This is a genomic window from Bacillus sp. FJAT-50079 (assembly GCF_018343515.1).
Classification (GTDB): Bacteria; Bacillota; Bacilli; order Bacillales; family Bacillaceae_C; genus Lederbergia.
Map to the genome: position 1 here is coordinate 387,073 of NZ_JAGYPD010000003.1, position 18,701 is coordinate 405,773.

16 protein-coding genes and 1 pseudogene are annotated in these 18,701 nt (G+C 38.9%); 14 read left to right on the forward strand and 3 right to left on the reverse strand.

Annotated elements, in window-relative coordinates:
- Positions 1-22: 22 nt before the first annotated feature.
- From KHA95_RS09490 to KHA95_RS09530, 10 genes and pseudogenes are all read left to right on the forward strand, one after another.
- A complete protein-coding gene (locus KHA95_RS09490) occupies positions 23-790 on the forward strand; it encodes a DeoR/GlpR family DNA-binding transcription regulator (RefSeq protein ID WP_213137257.1) in 768 nt (255 codons plus the stop codon).
- A gap of 120 nt (positions 791-910) precedes the next feature.
- Positions 911-1,867, forward strand: a complete 957-nt coding sequence (locus tag KHA95_RS09495) for a sugar ABC transporter substrate-binding protein (RefSeq protein ID WP_213137258.1) — start codon at positions 911-913, stop codon at positions 1,865-1,867.
- Positions 1,868-2,014: 147 nt separating this feature from the next.
- The gene (locus tag KHA95_RS09500) at positions 2,015-3,505 is read left to right on the forward strand and encodes a sugar ABC transporter ATP-binding protein (protein ID WP_213137259.1); all 1,491 of its coding nucleotides are present in this window, start codon (positions 2,015-2,017) and stop codon (positions 3,503-3,505) included.
- Between the two features lies 1 nt (position 3,506).
- Positions 3,507-4,502, forward strand: a complete 996-nt coding sequence (locus KHA95_RS09505; RefSeq protein WP_213137260.1) for an ABC transporter permease — start codon at positions 3,507-3,509, stop codon at positions 4,500-4,502.
- A gap of 30 nt (positions 4,503-4,532) precedes the next feature.
- Entirely contained in the window at positions 4,533-5,570 is a 1,038-nt protein-coding gene (locus KHA95_RS09510; RefSeq protein ID WP_213137261.1) for a carbohydrate kinase family protein, read from the forward strand.
- Positions 5,564-6,442: a class II fructose-bisphosphate aldolase gene (locus KHA95_RS09515; RefSeq protein ID WP_213137262.1), complete on the forward strand. Its 879-nt coding sequence runs from the start codon at positions 5,564-5,566 to the stop codon at positions 6,440-6,442. Before KHA95_RS09510 ends, KHA95_RS09515 begins: the two co-directional genes overlap by 7 nt.
- Before the next feature lie 14 nt (positions 6,443-6,456).
- A complete protein-coding gene (locus KHA95_RS09520; RefSeq protein ID WP_213137263.1) occupies positions 6,457-6,996 on the forward strand; it encodes a D-lyxose/D-mannose family sugar isomerase in 540 nt (179 codons plus the stop codon).
- A gap of 371 nt (positions 6,997-7,367) precedes the next feature.
- Positions 7,368-8,348: pseudogene (locus KHA95_RS23350) on the forward strand (HAMP domain-containing protein); the annotation flags it as partial.
- A complete protein-coding gene (locus tag KHA95_RS23355) occupies positions 8,343-9,290 on the forward strand; it encodes a methyl-accepting chemotaxis protein (RefSeq protein ID WP_481748433.1) in 948 nt (315 codons plus the stop codon). The pseudogene KHA95_RS23350 and the gene KHA95_RS23355, both read left to right, overlap by 6 nt.
- Positions 9,291-9,416: 126 nt before the next feature.
- Positions 9,417-9,731 carry a hypothetical protein gene (locus KHA95_RS09530; protein ID WP_213137265.1) on the forward strand — a complete coding sequence of 105 codons (315 nt, stop codon included), beginning with the start codon at positions 9,417-9,419 and terminating at the stop codon, positions 9,729-9,731.
- 238 nt (positions 9,732-9,969) lie between these two features.
- On the opposite strand, the gene KHA95_RS09535 is transcribed toward KHA95_RS09530, so the two are convergent.
- The 3 genes from KHA95_RS09535 to KHA95_RS09545 form a co-directional block, all read right to left on the reverse strand.
- Complete coding sequence (locus KHA95_RS09535; RefSeq protein WP_213137266.1) at positions 9,970-11,463, reverse strand: aldehyde dehydrogenase family protein; 1,494 nt, start codon at positions 11,461-11,463, stop codon at positions 9,970-9,972.
- Between the two features lie 138 nt (positions 11,464-11,601).
- On the reverse strand, positions 11,602-12,540 hold the full coding sequence (locus KHA95_RS09540; protein WP_213137530.1) for an amidohydrolase family protein: 939 nt from the start codon (positions 12,538-12,540) through the stop codon (positions 11,602-11,604).
- Positions 12,541-12,560: 20 nt separating this feature from the next.
- Entirely contained in the window at positions 12,561-13,337 is a 777-nt protein-coding gene (locus KHA95_RS09545; RefSeq protein ID WP_249316742.1) for an IclR family transcriptional regulator, read from the reverse strand.
- A 307-nt stretch (positions 13,338-13,644) separates the two neighbouring features.
- Here KHA95_RS09545 and KHA95_RS09550 point away from each other — a divergent pair, with 307 nt between their 5' ends.
- From KHA95_RS09550 to KHA95_RS09565, 4 genes are all read left to right on the forward strand, one after another.
- On the forward strand, positions 13,645-15,405 hold the full coding sequence (locus KHA95_RS09550; protein WP_213137267.1) for a CocE/NonD family hydrolase: 1,761 nt from the start codon (positions 13,645-13,647) through the stop codon (positions 15,403-15,405).
- A 54-nt stretch (positions 15,406-15,459) separates the two neighbouring features.
- Positions 15,460-16,491, forward strand: coding sequence for a catechol 2,3-dioxygenase (locus tag KHA95_RS09555; RefSeq protein ID WP_481748425.1), 1,032 nt, complete (start codon positions 15,460-15,462; stop codon positions 16,489-16,491).
- A 51-nt stretch (positions 16,492-16,542) separates the two neighbouring features.
- A complete protein-coding gene (locus KHA95_RS09560) occupies positions 16,543-17,826 on the forward strand; it encodes an MFS transporter (protein ID WP_213137268.1) in 1,284 nt (427 codons plus the stop codon).
- A 222-nt stretch (positions 17,827-18,048) separates the two neighbouring features.
- Entirely contained in the window at positions 18,049-18,690 is a 642-nt protein-coding gene (locus KHA95_RS09565) for an isochorismatase family protein (RefSeq protein ID WP_213137269.1), read from the forward strand.
- The last annotated feature ends 11 nt before the right edge of the window (positions 18,691-18,701 follow it).

Consider the following 18,701-nt stretch of genomic DNA (forward strand, 5'->3'; position numbering starts at 1 on the left):
TTACATAATGGGAGACGCATACATGATACAAAAAACACGATTGAACAACCGGCAGAATCAAATTTATCAAGAGTTAATGAAAAAAGGAGAGGTCTTTACGAAAGATCTTACAGAACGTTATAGCGTCGTTGAGATGACGATTCGACGTGATTTTGAGAAATTGGAGAATATGGGTTTAATTAAAAGGATATCTGGAGGTGCGATTTTAACAGCCAATCCGGATATAGGTGTGAGTAAACGAGCGAGTCTAAATTTAAAGGCGAAAGAGTCGATTGGCCAAAAGGCAATCGAGTTTGTTCATGAAGGAGAAGCAATTTACATAGATTCAGGTACAACAACCCCATATTTTGCAAAGTATTTACCACAAGAATGGGAATTATCGATTGTTACGAATGCGTTGAATGTTGTGTCGCAAATACAGAAGCCAAATAAAGAAGTCATCATTCCTGGTGGAATTTTTATAGAATCTACTTCATCGCTCGTAGGTCCAATCGCAGAATCAACGTTGGAAGGGCTATCATTTGATAAAGCATTTTTATCGGCCTCTGGATTATCTCTAGACCAAGGGTTTAGCAATGCAAACGCATTTGAGGTTCAGATTAAGCAAAGGGTATTAAGGCAATCGAAGGAAGTTACTGTTTTAATCGATCATAGTAAATTTGGTCAACAATTCCTTTATAAAATTTCCACGTTAAAAGAGGTAGATCGAATTATTACTGAGGTAGAGCCTTCCATTGAATATCAAAAATTAATGAGTGAGTTTGGCGTAGATCTTATCATTTGTAAGTGATTTCTCCAAAAGCTTTAAAAAATGCGCATGATACATGGGTTCATTAGAAAATCTCTTTATCTGGTATTAAATCATTTAAATGATTTTAATATATTTATATTTAAAAGAGGGGGAAGTATAATGAAAAGGTTTACGTTTTTGTTCCTAGTTGCCCTACTAACGATAGGGTTAGTTGCGTGTAACAAGGAAGAGGCAAGTGGTTCAAATGGTAAAGGATCGAAGGATCAACTCGTTTTTGGTTATACGTCTATGACACAAAACAATCCGTTTTTCCAAGTGCTTGAAGAGGCAATACGAGAGAAAGTAGAGGCAAATGGCGATAAGCTTATTACAATGAACCCAGCCATGGATGTCGAGCTCCAAATTAATCAGATTGAAGATTTGATTTCACAAGGGATCGATGCTATCTTTTTAAATCCAGTTGACTGGGAAGGAATTAGGCCAGCATTGGTCATGCTTGAGGAAGCGGGAATCCCAATTATAAACTATGATACAGAAGTGAAAGATTTCGATTATGTCACCGCTTATGTCGGCTCGGATAATAAAAATGCAGGTAGAGTGGTCGGGCAAGATTTAGTTGAAAGATTTCCTGATGGTGGAAAGATTGTCATACTTGATAGCCCAACAATGAATTCAGTAAATGATCGAATTGATGGGTTTTTAGAAGCAATTGAAGGGAAGAATTTTGAGATCGTTGCCCAACAGGATGCTAAAGGAGATTTAGAAATAGCGTTGGGGCTTACAGAGGACATCTTGCAAGCACACTCCGATTTTATTGCGATTATGGGTGGAAATGATCCAACTGGTCTAGGGGCGTTAGCAGCTTTAAAGGCAGCTAATCGTGATGATATTGTCGTTTATGGGGTTGATGGATCACCAGATGCAAAAGCAGCGATCGCTGAAGGAGGACCATTTGTCGGCTCGGGAGCACAATCACCTATTTCGATTGGACAACAATCTGTTGATGTTGCATATAAAATTTTGAACAAAGAAGAATTTGAGAAAAGAATCCCTGTTGAAACTTTTATAATCAATGAAGATAACGTAGAGGAATACGGAGTAGATGGTTGGCAGTAAAAAGTAGATGATAGGTTAGATTATAGGTGACTCATATGTTGGGTGTCTGCTTTCTAAAAAGTGAATGTAAACGCATACATTTGATTCGAACAAAATAAGGAAGCGGACACCGATGGGTCACCTTTTATCATTAAACGGGGTGGGAAAATGGGAAGCAAATTGTTGGAAATGAAGGGAGTTACGAAGAAGTTTCCTGGAGTGTATGCATTAAAGGGAGTTGACTTTAACCTTGAAAGTGGAGAGGTACATGCACTTCTCGGTGAGAATGGTGCGGGTAAATCAACTCTCATGAAAATCTTAAATGGAATATATAGCATCGACGAAGGCGAAATTTTTATAGATGGAAATCAGGTACAAATTCATGACGTAAAAGATGCGCAGCATTATGGAATTAGTATTATTCATCAAGAAATCGTATTAGTACCCTATTTATCGATAGCAGAAAATATTTATTTAGGGAGGGAGCCTTTAACAAAGTCTGGTTTTATTGATATTCATACGATGTATGAAAATGCGCAAACGTTCTTAGATGACTTTGATTTAGGTTTATCAGCCAGAACGCCTGTTAATAAACTGACGGTAGCTCAACAACAAATGGTTGAAATTATTAAGGCGGTATCATTTCATTCGAAGATTGTAGTGATGGATGAACCAACGTCATCGTTAAGTGAGAAAGAGGTAGATTTCTTATTTAAAACGATCAAAAATTTAAAAAGGAAAGGCGTTGGAATGATTTATATATCCCATAGAATGAATGAATTATTTGAGATCTCTGATCGAATTACGGTCATGCGAGATGGAACATATATAGGAACGGTTAAAACAGCCGACACAACAAATGAAAAGCTAATCGCTATGATGGTAGGGCGGGAATTAACGAATTACTATGTCAGGGATTATTTAAAGACAGGTGAAGATGTACTAAAGGTAAGCAATTTATCGAAAAAAGGTGTTTTGAAAAATGCCAGCTTCGAACTAAAGAAAGGGGAGATCCTTGGTTTCGCTGGATTAGTCGGTGCGGGAAGATCGGAACTAATGAAGTGTATTTTTGGACTCGATTCGTTTGACGAAGGGGACGTTTTTGTGAATGGGGAAAAAGTTAGCATTAAAAATCCGAATGACGCAATCAAAAATCGGATCGCTTACGTCACAGAAAATCGGAAAGAAGAGGGCTTATTTTTAATAAGGTCCGTCCAATATAATACAACACTTAAAATTTTACATAAGTTTATGAAGTTCTTTCGGGTCGATTCAGATTATGAAAAAAACGAAACAAATCAATATATAAAGGAATTATCGATTAAGACCCCGAACCCCGATCAATTAGTCGGAAATTTAAGTGGCGGAAACCAGCAGAAGGTTTTAATTTCGAGATGGCTGGCTACCGATCCAAAGGTATTAATGCTCGATGAACCAACAAGAGGCGTCGATGTTGGAGCGAAAGCAGAAATTTATTCAATCATGAACAGATTGGTCAAAGAGGGAGTTTCTATCATTATGATTTCTTCTGAACTGCCGGAAGTGATCAACATGAGTGATAGAGTCGCAGTGATGTGCAAAGGAAAGATTCAAACAATATTAGATAGAGAGCAATTAAGTCAAGAAACGATTATGCATTACGCTACTGGGGGGAATTAATATGGCACAACTCAACCTAGAACCGCGAAAAAATCGCCTGCTACCAAGCTTAGGCTATGAGACAAAAAATTTTATTAAAGATAATATTGGCATTTTAATCGGCTTAATCGTTTTATGTGTAGTCATTACTTTTATTAATCCAAAATTTTTAACATCGGATAATTTATTAAACGTATTGAGGCAAACATCTACTAATTTGTATTTAGCCTTAGCGATGACAATGATCATTATTTTAGGAGGCATTGATCTTTCCGTTGGATCACTCATGGCTGTGACGGGTGTTGTGACAACTTCTTTAATTGCGATTTTCGATATCCCTGTTTTTATTGCAGTCCTTGCTGGTTTATTAGTCGGAATGTTATTTGGGGCGATCAACGGCTATGTGGCAGCCACAACCATCATTCCTCCATTCATTATTACACTTGCTACGATGAATATAGCGAGGGGAGCCGCTTATGTCATAACCGATGGAAAACCGGTTAGGGTGATGTCTGATTCGTTTAACTCGATCGGATCTGGTTATATTGGCGGTGTCCTGCCTACTCCTGTACTCTATTTTATTATCATCCTTATAGTATGTTATTTAATCATGAATAAAACAAAACTTGGCCGCTATATGTATGCCGTTGGAGGAAATGCAGAAGCCGCAAAGTTTTCCGGTATTAATATTAAACGTGTTAAATTTTTTGCTTATACATTTAGTGGACTTATGGCAGCCGTAGCGGGGATTGTTCTTGCTTCAAGGATGTTTTCCGGACAGCCCACAGCAGGAAATGCAGCGGAGCTTGACGCCATCGCTGCCGTTGTACTCGGCGGAACGAGCATGACTGGTGGTTACGGGAGGATTGGCGGGACGGTTATTGGTGCCCTTATTATCGGTGTGTTAAGCAATGGATTAAATTTAATGGGAGTTAGTTCTTTTTGGCAATATATTGTCAAAGGAATTGTCATATTGGTTGCTGTTTATGCAGATGTAATTAAACGGAGAAAATCATAAGTTTTCAATAATTTGGAAGCAGGTGATTGAATGAGAGAGGGGATCGCGATAGCAGGTACGATAGCTGTCGATGAAATTAAGAGAATTGAACAATATCCTAATAAATCTGAGCTTACGACAATTAAAAGTACTCGAAGATCAATAGGCGGAGCCGTAGCGAATTGTTCTGTTACATTGGCAAAAATCGATCCGCATTTGCCAATTAAAGCAGTCACTTTGATTGGCAATGATGAAAAAGGACAGTATTTAAAGGATAGATTAGGAGAATATAAAAATATCGATACAAGTCATATTAAAATAATTGGAGATACACCGTTTACAGATGTGATTCAAGCTGAGGGTGATCATAGCAGGACATTTTTTTCATATAAAGGAAATTCGGACTTAATCGATGAAGATTTTATTCAGTTAGACAAATTGAATTCAAAAATTTTACATATTGCCTATATTTTATTATTGGATTCTCTAGATCGAGAAGATAGTAAACACGGTACAAAGATGGCAAAAGTTTTAAAAGCGGCCCAAGATTTAGGGATAAAAACATCAATAGATATAGTAAGTGAAAATAGCAACAGATATGAAAAGATTGTGCCACCTAGTTTAAAGTATACAAACTACTGCATCATTAATGAACTTGAAGCAGGAAAAACGGTGGGGATTTCTTTAAGGAATCAGGAAGGTAAGCTTTTAGAGGAAAATATAGAGAAGGTTTTAGTTAAATTAAAAGACTTCGGTGTGAAGGATTGGGTTGTCATTCATACACCTGAAGGAAGTTTTGGATATGACGGACTGGAGTTTTACAGTATTCCGTCTTTATTAATAGAAAAACAATATATTAAGGGCACAGTAGGAGCAGGCGATGCCTATGCTTCGGGTGTACTATACGGGACATTATTAGGGCTGAATCTTCCAGAATCTATGAAAATAGGTACCGCATCAGCAGCATCTTCGCTTTTAGAAGAAGATAGTACGTCCGGAGTTAAAAGTTACAATCAATTGATGAAAATGTATGTGGAAATGCCTAAAAGGAAAGTTATTAACTTATTAAAAGGGGGATCATTATGTTAGTAACATTAAGTGAAAATTTAGCAAAAGCCGAAGAAGGAAATTATGCGGTAGGTGCTTTTAATTGTCCGACATTAGAAGCGGCTAGGGCTGTGGTTGAAGCAGCTGAGGAAGTGCAAGCTCCAATCATATTGTCCCACGCAGAAGCACATAATGAAATCATCCCTATTGAAATCATGGGTCCTATTCTCGTCAATTTTGCTAAAAATGCCAGTGTGCCTGTAACGGTTCATCTTGATCATGGTTCGAATCTTGAAATCGTAAAAAAGGCCATTGATATCGGTTTTAGTTCTGTTATGATCGATGCATCCCATATGAATTATGAAGAAAATCTAAGAACGGTAAGGGAAGTTGTTGAGTATGCCCATGAGAATCACGTTTCCGTAGAAGCTGAGCTTGGAATGATGACATCTTCTGGAGTTGGTGGAGATGAAACGGTCGCTGAAGAACCTGCCTTGGGTAATGAAGAGGATTATTTTACGGATCCTATTATGGCAAAGGATTTCGTTAATAGAACCAATATTGATGCTTTAGCTGCATCATTTGGAACGGTGCATGGACTCTACATTAAGAAACCAAATCTTGATTTTGATAGACTAAAAGATATTTATCGAAATATTCAAAAGCCAGTTGTAATGCATGGTGGTTCGGGACTAAGCGAAGAGGAATATGTAACAGCCATCAATTCTGGAGTTAGAAAAATTAATTATTATAGTTACAGTGCAAAAATTGGCGCTGATGCGATAAAGGAATATATAGATGAACATTCAACTGTTTTTTATCATGATCTTACAATCGTTGCAAAAGAAGCGATGAAAAAAGATGTAAAGAAAATAATGGAGATTTTTTTGAACAAAGGAGAAATTGTAAGATAGGAGGAGGGAAAATAGTGAAACGCGAGCAGTTTGAAAAAATAAGAGACCAGGCAATCGGGCTATTCAATAAAGCAAATATTGTTTTAACTGAGGAAGAAAAAGAAAATGTAGAAGTGGCTGATTTTGGTTTAGAAAAAATAGAGGATACAGGGCTGCAACTTATCACATATGTAAACACAGATGCGGTTTGTGCAAAGGAGCTTGCACTGCTCCCTAATCAAACCTGTCCTGAACATAAACATCCAAAGAGAGAGTTTGATGATGGGAAGGAAGAGACGTTTAGATGTCGATATGGAAAAGTATACTTGTATGTTGAAGGAGAAGCGACCGAAGTTCGATCTACCGAGCCACCTCAAGGTGATGAAAAATATTATTCCGTTTTTCACGAGGTAATATTGCGCCCGGGCGAGCAATATACGATTAATCCTAATACACTTCATTGGTTTAAAGCGGGAAGTGAGGGAGCGGTCGTATCAGAATTTTCGACGCGGAGTACAGATGAGGAGGATATTTTTACAGATCCGAGAATAAAAAGAGTGCCGGAAATTGTTTGATGACCTATCTTAAACGCTTAACTTCAGGAAAAATTAGTGTTATCACTAAAGAACTGATTCTAGTACAAAGGAAAATACATGATTTTAACAAAAAAAACAACTACTTTAACCGGTAAGTTGTTTTTTTGTTTGTCCATTTCACACCACGACTAATTCTACTCTATCATGTATTTCGCAAAATTTTATTCAACTTCAAATTCTTAAACAAAAACTTTGCTCGAAAGATTAGCAGATTATAATAAAAACTAAAAAAATGCCGAATTTTGTCGATAAATAAAAGGTGTTCATTTATTTTAGAAAACCATGGGGTGAAGGTTGTGAAGTTGAAAGGAAAACTTGTTGTATTGTTTATTGTTTTAGCGATGGTTACTATGCTTCCGCTCACAATTTTGGGTCTTAGAAGTGTGGAAAAACAGGCGACCCAAAAAATTGATGCACAGCTAACGGGTACTGTTGATACAGTCGCAAATGAGTTAAATGGCTGGATTGATGCGAATACAAAAGTAGTAGAGACGATCGGAACGGTGATCGAGGATGCAGTTCCAAAAGAAGAGTTAAAGGAATCGCATTTACGGGCGTATCAAAAAGAATCGAATGCAAAGAATATTTCTGCACTTTTTGTAGGCTTTTCAGACAATACGTTTATTGATGGATCCGGTTGGGTGCCAGATAGCGATTATGATGTAACGACAAGACCGTGGTATGAAGAGGTTGAAAAGTCGGGGAAGCTCCATTATTCAGATCCATATTTAGAAAAGGTAAATAATACATATACCGTCTCCATTGGTGTACCTTTATTAAATAATCAGGGGAAATTTGAGGGAGTAATCGCTGGAGAGGTGTCGTTAGAGACCATTACTGAGGCGATTCAAAAAATAAATTTAGATGGGAAGGGCTATGCGTTTCTAATTGATAAGCATGGGACCGTTCTTAGCCATCCAAATGAAGAATTGGTTAATACAAATTTAACAACTGATGCGACTTTTAAAGAAGTAGCGACGACGATGTTAACGAATAAGTCTGGTCAAAAAGAGTTTAACGTCGAGAATGAAGATCGTTTGATTATGTTTAAAGAGATTTCCAGCACGGGATGGATTATCGGTGCTTCTGTACCGAAGAGTGCGGCTTATAAGGAACTAAGCGATTTACGGAATCAATATGTGTACATCAGTTTAGGTGTTCTCATTCTTATCGTCATTTTAGCATATGTAATTGCAACGGGATTGAGTAGACCACTTGCTAGATTACAGCAAACAACTCAAGAAATGTCACTAGGTGATTTAACCGCCCATGTAGATGTAAAAGGAAAAGATGAAATGGCAATGCTAGGGTCTTCATTTAACACAATGGCAGATAATATTAGAGGACTCATTCAACAAGTCGCTCATTCGGCAGACAGTGTCGGAGCAACGGCAAAGGATGTATCCAACCATGCAGAAACGACCGGGAAAATTTCTGAACAAATCTCGACGGCCATTGAAGAGCTTGCGAATGGGGCAACCGATCAAGCCCAATCCGTTTATAATGGATCAGAAATGGTTGCAAGCATGACACAATCTGTCCAGCGGATTTCCGAAAGTGTGGAAGAAACCGTCCAGATGATCGATGAAGCAAATGATGCGGTCAAAGATGGAGAAGAAATTGTTGCTAATCAAGTAGTATTGTCAATGAAAGGCAAGGACACAACGGTTGGAGTTAGTAACTCGATTGAATTATTAGTAGAAAAATCTCAAAGAATTGAAGAAATCGTAGGAGTGATCCATAATATTGCGGCGCAAACGAATCTACTCGCTTTGAATGCTGCGATTGAAGCCGCCCGTGCTGGTGAGCATGGAAAAGGGTTTGCGGTAGTGGCAGAAGAAGTTAGGAAATTAGCTGAACAATCAGCGGGTTCAAGTGAGAATATCATTGAATTACTTAAAGAAATTCAACAAGCGAGCTTGAAGAGTGTGAATGAAGTTAAAGCGGCGATCGATGTGGCGACGAAACAAGAAACGGCTGTCAACGAAACGAAAGCCACTTTCCATAAAATTAAGCAATCTATGGAAGGAATTGTCGTTCAGATCCACGGAGTAGCTACATCAGCGGATCAATTAAATACAGACGCATCAAGTATTTCAGATGTCATTTCAGATGTTGCAGCAGTGGCGGAAGAAAGTGCTGCTTCTACTGAAGAAGTTTCTGCATCTACAATCGAACAAACAGAAGCGATTGCAAGAATTACCGAGCTATCCGATGAATTAACAGAGAGTGCTCATGCTTTATTAAAAGAAGTTCAAAAATTTCATATATAATTTGATATGGGAGGGCGTTAAGGCTCTCCCTTTTCGATTTGCCCCATACTTAAAAAATGTAAGTCTATCATTAACACAATGAATACGGTATATTTATAATGTAAGAAAAAGTAAGGTGGTGAAAATATGTCTGTATCTCGTATTCTTAAATGGATCAGCGGAGGATTAGAAGCCCTTTTAGGAATCCCGATACTGGGAGGACTGATTGTCATCGGGTTTTTATGGACTCCTTTAGTAATTATGTTAATTTTACATATTGTGACCTTAATTTTAACGAAACGTGATGGCGGTGCATCGATAGGCAGCATCTTAGGTATTATTACGTCTTGTATCGCATGGATTCCATTTGTAGGGATGATTATGCACATACTTACAGCTGTTTTTCTTATGATTGATGCGGCTAAAAAAGATGAATCTCAAATAGAACATATAGTTAGTTAATATGAACAATGAAATTAAAGCACGACACTTCTTTAAAGTGAGCGTGTTTTTGTTATAACAGCCGTTTTGAAACCAATATGATGTTAAAATCCCGCAGTGTCAGCCACTTCCATGAAAATCATCTTAGATCAAAATATTTAAAAGTGGTTAAATATCAACACGTCCACTAAGTGATGAATTTATTAATCAACCGCCCAAAGAAAAAACCGGGCAATATTCCCCGGTTTTTCCCTTCCCTTTAAAAAGGATATTTCCTATCCACTGTTTGAATCGATACCCATTTTGTCTCTGTAAATTCCTCCACGACCCACGGATTTCCAAATCGTCCTAAGCCGCTAGCTTTTGTTCCGCCGAAAGGAATATTTGGAGCATCATTAACCGTTTGGTCGTTAATATGTGTCATGCCGCTTTCTATTTGCAATGCTAAAGTTTGTCCGCGTTGCAGATCGCTAGTAAAAATGGAGGAACTTAAACCATATTCCGTGTCATTGGCAATTTGAATGGCTTCTTCATCAGATTCTGCTTTAATAATCGTTGCGATCGGGGCAAATAATTCGGTTTGTGCTAATGGACTGGAGTTGTCTACATCCGTAATTACGTATGGGGTTAGTACATTTCCAATACGCTGTCCTTCAAGGGCAACAGTTGCTCCTTGTTGCTTTGCTCTTTCAATATAGCTCAAAGCTTTTTCAATCTGTGTTTCATTTATTAATGGACCGATAATTGTATTTGGATCACTTGGGTCCCCGTATGTTAATGACTTCGCTCGTTCAATGAAAGCTTCTATAAATTGGTCATATACATTCTCGTTAACAATGATTCTATTAATAATCATGCAAATTTGCCCTTGATGAATAAACTTGCCAAAAATCGCCGCATTAACCGCTTGTTCAACATTAGCGTCTGATAATACAATAAATGGACTATTTCCTCCTAGCTCAAGCGCAACCCGCTTTAAATTCCTTCCCGCAAGCGCGCCAATATGGCGGCCAACTGCTGAAGATCCGGTAAAACCGATTAATTTCGTATGTTTATTTGTTAACATACTGTCACCAATCTCTGGAATATCAGTCAATACAACATTTAGCACCCCGTTAGGTAGACCGGCATATTCGAACGCTTTTGCAATAATAGAGCCGCCTGAAAAGGCTACTTGAATGTCGGGCTTATGAACAACACTGTTTCCTAAAGCAATCGCGGGTGCGATCGTTCGCATGGACAAGTTTAACGGAAAGTTGAAAGGGGATATCGATGAAATGACCCCAAGCGGCAGCCGATGAATGTGATGAGTTTTTTCGGCAGTGCCCGAAACTTCCCGTACTTTTTCGAGTTCATCTGCGTATTTGATCGATTCCTCCAAAAATTCCATTGCAAGATGTAGTTCAACACTAGATTTTAATATCGTGCCGCCTGTTTCGTGAACGAGTAATTCAATGATTTCTTCACGATTCACGGTAAAGTACTCCATTGCCTTCCGGAGAACTGCTTTTCTTTCATCTGCGGAAGTTTGTCCCCATGTTTTTTGTGCATTATTTGCTAATTCAAATGTATCTTCTACTTGTTCAGCAGTCGCCAATTTTACAGACGAAATGACAGAACGGTCATAAGGGTTCACAATGTCATAAGTCCGATCACTGTTTCCTTCTGTCCATATACCATTAATATAGCTTTTGTTTAATACATTTTTACACTGGGAGAGTAAACTGGATTTTACCTCTTGATAATTTTGCATGTAAATACTCCTTTCATTTATTGGTAGCGCTGTCATTTTAATTGGGCTTGTCTAAGTAGCTAGTATCTTAAATATAAAGTTCTTTCAGCCGAGCGTATAGGTTACTGTTGCTCTAGACGCAATTTCAACAAAAATATTTTATTCGAATAACAGTGTTTGAATCGCTTTTTTATCGCCAATTTTTGGCGGCCATTGAGCTAAATCAAAAGGGAAATCAGATCCAGGAACGACTCGCTCTGCGCCGACCGTTTTTACTAAAAAATCGATGCTGTCTTCATTCCATAGGACGTTGTCATACCAAAATCGCTTTGCATACTCGCTTGGTGGTGCTTGTAAATTGGCAGAAACTGCTTTCCATTGTTCAAATCCTTTATCCATCCTTCCTAGTTGATAAGGAAGGAACCCGCCTCCATGGGCAAATAATAGTTTTACATTTGGATATGTATCTATGAATCCACTCAATAATAAATCTGTTGCACAAACAGTCGTCTCCCAGGGGACTCCTATTAAATTGGGCATCATTCTTCTTTTTAGCCGAGGATCTTCGCTTAAAAGTGGATGAATAAATACAATCGCTTTTAACTTGTTTGCTTCCTCAAAAAACGGTTTAAAAAAGTCATCTGATAACATATGTCCAGGTAATCCCGGTCCAATAACTACTCCGTTTAATCCACTTTTCATCACGTCTTGTAATATCATAGCAGCCTTCTCCGGATGCTGAAGGGGAACGGTGCCAAGTGCCGAAAAAAGATCATATGAAGATTCAGTGATTTGGGACAGTGCATTATTATATACTTGTGAAAGCTCATTTGTAAGTGAGAGTTCAGCATCATACATAAAAAGCTGCGGAATTGGTGAGATCAAAGAATGCGTAATTCCAGCCTTTCCCTGTTCTTCTTTGTACAAAGACAAGTCGATAAACGTTTGTTTAAGCTCAAATCCCCATTTCTCATTGACGATTAAAAATTCATTTGTTGCTGACTCTTTCTTCGTCCATTTTGCATTTGCTTTTTTCTGATTGTCTTTTAGCCAAGTTAACACATCATTTGGAATGAAATGTGTATGGAAATCATGCATCATTATTTGCCCCTTTTCTTTTAATTCCAATAGCCTAATCGACTTGAAACATCAGCACTTGCTTGCATAACTTGTTTGGCGATTCTCTGAAGTTTATCGCCATATATTCGTTGTTTAGGACCGACGACGGATAGAGCAGCAACTACCTGACCTTTGTAATTATAAACAGGTGCAGCGACTGAGTTTACTCCTTCGGTGAATTCTTCGATACTGAAAGTGTAACCATTTTTTCGTATTTGTCGTAAATGTTGACGAAGTTTCTGTGGATCGGTAATGGTGTTTTTGGTGAATGGTTGCAGTCCTTTTTGAATGATGGTTTCGGTTACATCGTCATTAGAGTAAGCGAGCAATATTTTCCCTGAGCTAGTACAATAGGTTGGATTTCTTTTTCCGACATGTGTTAAAAAACGTACCGGATGGTTACATTCCACTTTTTGCAAATATATCACTTCATAATTATCTAAAATGGATATATGGCTCGTTTCCCCGCTCGTTTCCACGAGCTTATTTAAGACAGGCATCGACTCCTTATATATATCCATCGTACTATTAACAACACCGCCTAATGAAACGATCGATAAACCAAGTCTATATTTTTGTGTTTCGGGATCTTTAAATACAAAGCCTTCATTTGCTAAAGTCGCCATTGTTCTGCTTACTGTACTTTTATTGATTCCAAGCGACTGTGATAAATCGCTCACTTTTTTCTCGGGCTCATCCATTGAAAAACTCCGTAAAATTCTTAGAGCATTTCTTACTGACGATAATTGATTTCCTCCTTGCTTTTTTGTCGGCAAACGACTTCTCCTCCTCTCAATTTGTGTTTCATTAGGAAAAACATAGTTGCCCTATATTAGACAGCAAAGGTGGAAATTGTCAATAGTAGTATGCTGAATATTTTAAATGTTATGAGTTTAATGGAGGAAAATTATTTTTAGTTCGTTTCACCTAGCGCAACAATAAGGTTGTGGGGGAAAAGATTCGTTGATATTCTAATATTGCGAAAAGATAGTAAATTTAATTCGGGAGGTGGCTCACGGATAGTTTCATATTGAAATCCTACTTTAAATTGTTAAACCTTTATAGAAAAAAAGGAGGGACAGGGTGCTGAAACAAGTGAAAGATCGATTTATGCGGATAGAAGTAGTTGATGGTATGCGTATTATGTGGCAAGTCCCGATTACGATGAAGGACGGAAACGTGTTGCGAGCGGATGTATTTCTTCCAATTGAGAAAGGGGCTTATCCAACAATTATGAACTACGGTCCTTATGCAAAAGGGCAATCTTTTCAGGAAGGATACGAAGGTCAATGGAACCGGATGGTCGAGGATTTCCCGGAGATTATGGAAGATACGACGAATAAATACCAAAACTGGGAAGCGACTGACCCAGAGAGGTGGGTTCCTCATGGATATGCAATCATTCGGGTTGATTCTCGTGGGGCAGGTTGGTCTGAAGGGATTCAGGAATTCTGGTCAAAAAAGGAAATTCATGATTTTTATGAATGTATTGAATGGGCAGCTATTCAGTCTTGGAGTAACGGCAACATTGGATTATTAGGTATATCTTATTACGCGGCAAATCAGTGGCTGGTAGCTGCAATGCAACCACCACACTTAAAAGCAATGATTCCGTGGGAGGGAACGTCTGATTGGTATCGAGAACTTTTCTACCATGGAGGCATTAGATGTACATTCCTTGATAGCTGGGTTCCTAGACAATTGCCTATGCAGCATGGATATGGAAGTCGAGCTAGGAAAAACCCGAATACATGGGAATCAATTGCAGGTCCAGCAACTTTTTCAGAAGAGGAGCTTTATCGAAATCGGAAGGATGTTGTAGCTGATGTAAAAGCCCATCCCCTTTTTGATGAATATTATGAGGAGACCAAGGTTGATTGGTCGAAGGTAACAGTGCCGTTTCTCTCAGCGGCCAACTGGGGTGGACAAGGTTTACATCTACGGGGAAATATAGAAGGGTATTTGCAAGCGGCGTCTGAGCAGAAATGGCTCGAGGTTCACGGATTAGAGCATTGGACTCATTTTTATACGCCGTATGGAGTAGAATTGCAAAAACGATTTTTTGATTATTTCCTAAAGGATGAAAAAAACGATTGGGACAAAGAGCCTAGAGTACGTATTCAGGTTAGGCATATTAATAATCAATTTGTTGAGCGTACTGAAGCTGAGTGGCCAATACCGAGAACAAAATGGACGAAGTATTTCTTAGATGCAGGCGAGAATGTTTTGAAAAAAGATGCTCCACAACTTGCTGCATCAGCGACTTATATGGCATTGAATGAAAGCGTTACCTTCGTCGCGCCGAAAATGGAGGAAGAGATTGAAATAACGGGTCCGCTTGCGGCTAAACTTTTTATAAGCTCAGAAACAACGGACGCTGATCTTTTTTTAACCTTACGTCTCTTTTCTCCAACAGATGAGGAAGTAATTTTTCGAGGAGCTATGGACGCACATACTCCGGTAGCTCAAGGATGGTTACGTGCTTCACATCGTAAACTGGATGAGGAAAAAACTTTACCATATCGTCCATATTATACACATAGGGAGATTAATCTCCTTGAACCTGGAAAAATCTATGAATTGGATATAGAGATATGGCCAACATCTATCGTAATCCCTAAGGGGTATCGGTTGGCACTTACGATTGGAGGAAAAGATTATGAGTATGGAGGTGAAATCAAGGAGGAAACGAGAAAATTTCATCGTTACCCGTCCCGAGGATGCGGACCATTTTTACATAACGACACGAACAATCGGCCGCCAGAAATTTACGGACGGGGGGTCACAATTTATACGGGAGGGGAAAGAAATTCCTATCTTTTATTGCCGATTATTCCGGAATGATTACTGGCTTTTGGGTAAGAAGTTGCAAAATCAATAGTAGGAGGGAAAATAAACGTGCAAAAGTATAAACCAGTCTTTTCATACAAATCGCCCCAAGAAGTAGAAATGGTTGGTCGTTTTGAAGAACCCATTTTTGATGTTGCACAACTAGCCCATGTGGAGATTTTTTCGCCTAAGCCAGAAGAAACGGTAAATTTTTTCACTCAACTGCTAGGTATGGAAGTGACGGGACGTGCAGGGCAATCGGTTTATCTTAGAGCATATGAAGATCATTATCATCACACTTTAAAAATAACGGAAGATCATCAGGCAGGGCTTGGACATGCTAGTTGGCGAGCGACCTCCCCACAAGCATTGGTACGTAGGGTCAACGCCATAAAGGAAAGTGGTTTAGGGATTGGATGGATAGAAGGTGATCTTGGGCATGGTCCAGCCTATCAGTTTACGACTCCTGATGGACATCTTATGGAAATATTATGGGATGTCGAATATAACGAGGTGTCGGAAGAGCAGAAAACTGTGCTTTTGAATCGCGCTTCAAAGCGGCCAAATCGAGGTGTTCCAGTTCGCCGAATTGATCATATTAACTTGATGGCATCTAACCCAGAAAAAAATTCGAAATTTATGATGGACACATTAGGATTCCGTTTGACTGAGAAAATAGTTGACGAGTCTGGCTATATCCTTGGCACATGGCTCAGTGTTTCCAATCTTGTTCACGAAACGGCGTTTATGAATGATCCTACTGGTTTACAGGGAAGATTTCATCACATTTGTTATTGGTATGGGACCCCGCAACATCTTTATGATATTGCCGATTTATGTAAGGAAAATGATATTTTCATAGAATTAGGACCGAGAAAGCATTCGATCAGCCAAGCGCACTGTTTATATGTGTATGAGCCAGGAGGAAATCGTGTGGAATTGTTTGGAGATGCGGGCTATTTGATTTTTGATCCCGCTTGGAAACCGGTTGTTTGGGATGATTTGGAGACGGTTTCCGCAAGGGGAATTGGAGCAGGATTTACAGAGTCTTATTGGGTTTATGGAACGCCACGGGAAGTGACTATCGCGGTAGAAAAATAATACATGTAGCAGTGCAATTTTTCAAAAAAAAAGAAAAGGAAGTGATTATTGATGAAGGATCCACTAAAGCAATCGTTTTTTCGGTATGAAAATGCTATTGTTCTTATGATGTTCTTTACGTTTGGGATTGTTTTTATGGAAAGATTAAGTATCGTGTTCTTATTCCCGTTTATTGGACCAGATTTAAATTTAACGAATGCGGATTTAGGAATGATCGTATCTGTCCTTGCCGTTACTTGGGCGCTATCGGGATGGGTGTTTAGTGCGCTATCCGATGTGATTGGGTCCAAGAGAAAAGTGCTTCTTCCTGCAACATTAATATTTTCGCTCTGCTCGTTTTTATCTGGAATGGTAGGCAATCTTTGGAGTATGATGTTTGTTCGCGGTGCAATGGGGCTAGCGGAAGGCCCAGTGCTGCCGATTGCGCAGGCTACAGTTTTGGCGGAATCAACTCCAAAACGTCGCGGGTTTAATGCTGGCTTCATGCAAAGCTCAGTCGGGCTGATTGGCTCAACGTTAACCCCAATTATTGTTGTAGCCATTGCAACCCAGCTATCTTGGCAATGGGCATTTTATATCGCTGGTATTCCTGGATTGATCATGTTTCTTCTACTTGCTAAGTACATGCGCGAGCCGAAAAATATGGAAGCAGAGAAAGGGCAAAAACGAAAAAAGATTACGAAACAGGAATATATTGAAATTTATAAAAATCGCAATACATTATTATGCACATTGATCTCGATTGTTTTCATGACATGGTTATTCGTATTTACAACTTTTGCTCCGGTATATCTTACTTCCAAAGGATACACGGCTGGAGAAATGGGATTGATTATGGCTGCGCTTGGATTTGGTTCATTTGTATGGGGATTTGGAGGTCCAGCCATCTCCGATAAAATTGGAAGAAAACCAACGTTAATTATTTTTAGTTTAATTGCATGTCTTTCGCCGCTCGTTTTGGCATTAATACAGGGATCACTTGCTGTTATGATGCTGCTCGGTTTCCTAACTGCTGTTGGACAGGCGTGCTTCCCATTATTTATGGCTATTATTCCAGGCGAATCAATGCCAGCAATCTTAGCTGCTAGTGCGATTTCTGTCACGCAACTTGTTGGGGAAATATTTGGTGGCGCAATTATGCCAATAATCGCAGGAATTGCCGCAGATGCATGGGGATTAGAAGCTCCTCTCTATATTGCTTTTGCGGGTGCTTTAATCGCGGCTTTCATTGCACTTGGTATTAAAGAAACCGCGCCAATCAAACTGCAAAAACTTCAAGTACCTCAGCCGGTGATCGCCGTAGGAGCGGAGCAAAATATAAAACAAATAGAATGATGTAAGCGCTTTTACGATCGGGTGCTAGGAAAATTTACTTTGTCTAAGAAGATGAACTCATCCAATAAAAAATAAGGGAATCGCTGAATTCATATTTGGTATAGGGAGATATGCTACGACAGCTAAGATGCTTTCATCTCCTTTGCTAGGAATGATTTGCCGTCTTACATTTCAGAGTAATGGTGCAAGTGAAATAAAAATATGAAGAGGAGATGGAATCGAATGCCTTGGACTTTTGATGCAAATAAAGCGGTTTTGTTAGTCATTGATATGCAAAATGATTTTGTAAATGAAGGAGCTCCTATGGAAGTCCCTATGGCGAGGGAGTTATTGCCTAATATGCAGCGCATTGTGCAACGTTGCCGCGAAGAAAATATACCGATAATCTATTCTCAACATACATTATGGGATCATACAGAGATTTCTGCATTGGAAACGGCTTATAATCCGAAGCTGCAAACGACGGGTTTGCGGAAAGGGACATACGGTGTTCAGATCATAGATGCGCTTGCTCCCCAGCCTAATGAGACGGTCATTGAAAAGCATCGCTATGATGCTTTCCACAACACTTCCCTTGAAACAGTGATTAACAATATTCGCGGTATGAATACAGTCGATACCGTTATTATTATTGGTACAGTTACAAATATTTGTTGTGAATCTACTGCGCGCAGTGCGTTTATGAGAGATTATAAAGTGTTGATGGTTAGCGATGCAAACGGAGGACTGGATGAAGAGTCACAAAAAGCAACATTAACGATTATAAAAAAAGTCTTTGGAAGAGTGATGAATACGGAGGAGTTAATTGAAGAAATATCAAAACAGAATGTGGAGGCAAAACAAGGTGAAGAGACAATTGCTTAAGCATATGTGTA

Excerpts from the sequence above, each read along its gene's own strand:
- KHA95_RS09490 (WP_213137257.1), top strand. The coding sequence starts at position 23 with ATGATACAAAAAACACGATTGAACAACCGGCAGAATCAAATTTATCAA.
- KHA95_RS09495 (WP_213137258.1), top strand. The coding sequence starts at position 911 with ATGAAAAGGTTTACGTTTTTGTTCCTAGTTGCCCTACTAACGATAGGG.
- KHA95_RS09500 (WP_213137259.1), top strand. The coding sequence starts at position 2,015 with ATGGGAAGCAAATTGTTGGAAATGAAGGGAGTTACGAAGAAGTTTCCT.
- KHA95_RS09505 (WP_213137260.1), top strand. The coding sequence starts at position 3,507 with ATGGCACAACTCAACCTAGAACCGCGAAAAAATCGCCTGCTACCAAGC.
- KHA95_RS09510 (WP_213137261.1), top strand. The coding sequence starts at position 4,533 with ATGAGAGAGGGGATCGCGATAGCAGGTACGATAGCTGTCGATGAAATT.
- KHA95_RS09515 (WP_213137262.1), top strand. The coding sequence starts at position 5,564 with ATGTTAGTAACATTAAGTGAAAATTTAGCAAAAGCCGAAGAAGGAAAT.
- KHA95_RS23355 (WP_481748433.1), top strand. The coding sequence starts at position 8,343 with ATGGCAGATAATATTAGAGGACTCATTCAACAAGTCGCTCATTCGGCA.
- KHA95_RS09530 (WP_213137265.1), top strand. The coding sequence starts at position 9,417 with ATGTCTGTATCTCGTATTCTTAAATGGATCAGCGGAGGATTAGAAGCC.
- KHA95_RS09535 (WP_213137266.1), bottom strand. The coding sequence starts at position 11,463 with ATGCAAAATTATCAAGAGGTAAAATCCAGTTTACTCTCCCAGTGTAAA.
- KHA95_RS09540 (WP_213137530.1), bottom strand. The coding sequence starts at position 12,540 with ATGCATGATTTCCATACACATTTCATTCCAAATGATGTGTTAACTTGG.
- KHA95_RS09560 (WP_213137268.1), top strand. The coding sequence starts at position 16,543 with ATGAAGGATCCACTAAAGCAATCGTTTTTTCGGTATGAAAATGCTATT.
- KHA95_RS09565 (WP_213137269.1), top strand. The coding sequence starts at position 18,049 with ATGCCTTGGACTTTTGATGCAAATAAAGCGGTTTTGTTAGTCATTGAT.